Origin of the sequence: Sulfurovum sp. bin170 (assembly GCF_010892395.1) — a bacterium.
GTDB lineage: Bacteria > Campylobacterota > Campylobacteria > Campylobacterales > Sulfurovaceae > UBA1140.
This window is the reverse complement of the sequence record NZ_JAACKB010000112.1, coordinates 1-2,486: the sequence shown is the minus strand read 5'-3', so window position 1 is coordinate 2,486 and position 2,486 is coordinate 1. Positions and strand designations below refer to the sequence as shown.

General features: G+C 38.5%; 3 protein-coding genes. All 3 read right to left on the bottom strand.

The window, feature by feature from the left end:
- Positions 1-249 precede the first annotated feature (249 nt).
- Positions 250-525 (bottom strand): 4Fe-4S dicluster domain-containing protein, encoded by a 276-nt coding sequence (locus GSY74_RS02665; RefSeq protein ID WP_164663568.1) that lies wholly within the window; start codon positions 523-525, stop codon positions 250-252.
- Between the two features lie 147 nt (positions 526-672).
- A complete protein-coding gene (gene metK / locus GSY74_RS02660) occupies positions 673-1,827 on the bottom strand; it encodes a methionine adenosyltransferase (RefSeq protein WP_164663567.1) in 1,155 nt (384 codons plus the stop codon).
- Between the two features lie 18 nt (positions 1,828-1,845).
- Positions 1,846-2,486: transketolase C-terminal domain-containing protein (locus tag GSY74_RS02655; protein ID WP_304948052.1), on the bottom strand; the 641-nt coding region annotated here is incomplete at its 5' end.

Below are 2,486 nucleotides of genomic sequence, written 5' to 3'. Positions count from 1 at the left end.
TTGTCCTACAACGTTTTTTGCTACTGCATCTGGTTTAATGATTGATAATGTTTGTTCCATGTATAATGCTCCATATAAGTATCGGTTTAATATTAAAGTGATTAAACTATACTATTAATTCTATTTTAGGATGGAATATTATCAAAATTTTGATGAGAAAAAGCTTTTTTAAGTGAGTGTTTTCTAAAGTGTTTTAAAAGTAGGGGCAGAGCGATGTCTCTGCCCTTTAGATATTAGAGATAAAAAGGATTAATCCTCAATACAAGGTTCGCCTTTTGCACCTCTACCTTCCAATGATGGCATACCCTCTGAAATATCATCCCATACGATACAACCCTCTGTTGGACAAGCTTCAGCACACGCTGGTTCATCAAAATGATCTACACACTCAACACACTTATCAGCGTGTACATAATAAATCTCTTCACCTGTTGGATTATCATCCTCGTCTACGATTGCTTCTGTAGGACACTCGTCGATACAGGCTGCACAGTTGATACATGTATCTAAAATTTTTACTGCCATATTTGCTCCTTAATTTTTGGTTTCCAAACTATAGCAAAAGTAGTTTAAATAAATCTTTAATAAAGAACGATTAATCACCACAATTTAACTATTTCGTTCCACATTAACACACTATGTTAATTAATAAATTGATAATCATTTTCACAATCAAAATAGATAGCTTTTTATCTCTTCTACTCTATTTGTCTCTTCCCAAGAAAATCCAATATTTTCACGACCAAAATGACCATAACACGCTGTTTTCCTATATATAGGTCTCAAAAGGTCAAGCTCTTTTATCATCCCAGCAGGGGACAAATCAAACAGTTCAGCTATACACTCCTCTATCTTTGACTCCTCAACCTTCCCCGTTCCATGAGTATCAACCATAACAGAAACAGGCAAAACAATCCCCATCGCATAAGAGATTTGAATAGTTACCCTACTACACACCTCGGCTACCACTAAATTTTTTGCTATATATCTAGCCATATATGCTCCCGACCTATCTACCTTGGTTGGGTCTTTTCCAGAAAATGCTCCACCACCGTGAGGAGCATATCCACCATAGCTATCAACCACAATTTTTCTACCAGTAAGTCCTGCATCCCCCTGTGGGCCACCGATTACAAATCGTCCTGTTGGATTAATATGGTAAGTTATATCATCATTCATAAACTCTTTGGGTATCACCTCTTCTATAACCTCGGTGATAACAGCCTCCCTCAAAATCTTTTGAGAGATATTCTCATCATGCTGTGTAGAGACCACAATAGTATCAATAGCCACAGGCTTATCATCAACATACCGAACACTCACCTGTGCCTTACCATCAGGTCGTATAAAAGGTATCGTGCCATTTTTTCTAACCTCTGCCAATTTGGCTGTAATCTTATGTGCTAAAGAGATAGCTAAAGGCATACACTCCTTGGTCTCTGAACAAGCATACCCAAACATCATCCCTTGGTCACCAGCACCCAACTCTCCTGACTCTTGGTCTACCCCTTGGCTAATATCCATGCTCTGCTCACCAATACCATTGAGAATACCTGCACTACGATAATCAAAACCAAAAGCTGCATTGGTATACCCAATCTCTCTAATTACCTCTCTCGCAATCTCTTGCATCGGTGCGTAGGTCTCTGTTTTTAGCTCACCTGTAATGATACAAAATCCATTGCTAACTAGTGTCTCACAAGCGACTCTTGCTGTGGGGTCTCTCTCTATAATATAGTCTAATATCGCATCAGATATTTGGTCAGCCATCTTATCGGGATGACCCTCTGTTACTGATTCGCTTGTGAAGATGTACTCTTTTGCCATTTTAATCCTCAATAATGTTTAATTGTTCGATTTCATCGAACCTACAACTCTTTGGGACAATTGCTTCGGTAGCAGTCCCAAGCTCTCCTCCACCAATGTCGTATTTCCATGAGTAATAAACTCATCCTCATACTCAAATGTAGTTAACTCAACATCACAAATAGACTCATCAGCCAAGAATCCTAAGATAGCTGAACCAACTCCACCAATTTTGACGCTATCACTAAATACAAACCATTTTTTGTGAGTTTTTGCCAACACGGATAATCTTTCTACATCTAGTGGCTTTACAAAACGCAAATCTAATATAGTAGGATTGATATCCATAAATTTAGCTGTCTCTATAGCTCTACCTACACCATTACCATAACCGATAAAGAGTATATCTGACCCCTCTTGGACTAGGTGTGATTTACCAAGCTCAAACTCTGAACTTCTCTCCTCTCTAGATTTAAATGCCCCTCTTGGATATCGAAAGGCACAAGGAGTTGGAAAATCTTTGGCAAATTTCATCGCTTTTACCATTGTCTCATCGGATGATGGTGCAAAGATAGTCATATTGGGGATAACTCGAAGAAATGAGATATCAAATACCCCTTGATGTGTCTCTCCATCTTCACCAACAATCCCTGCTCTATCTATAGCAAATACCACTCCTA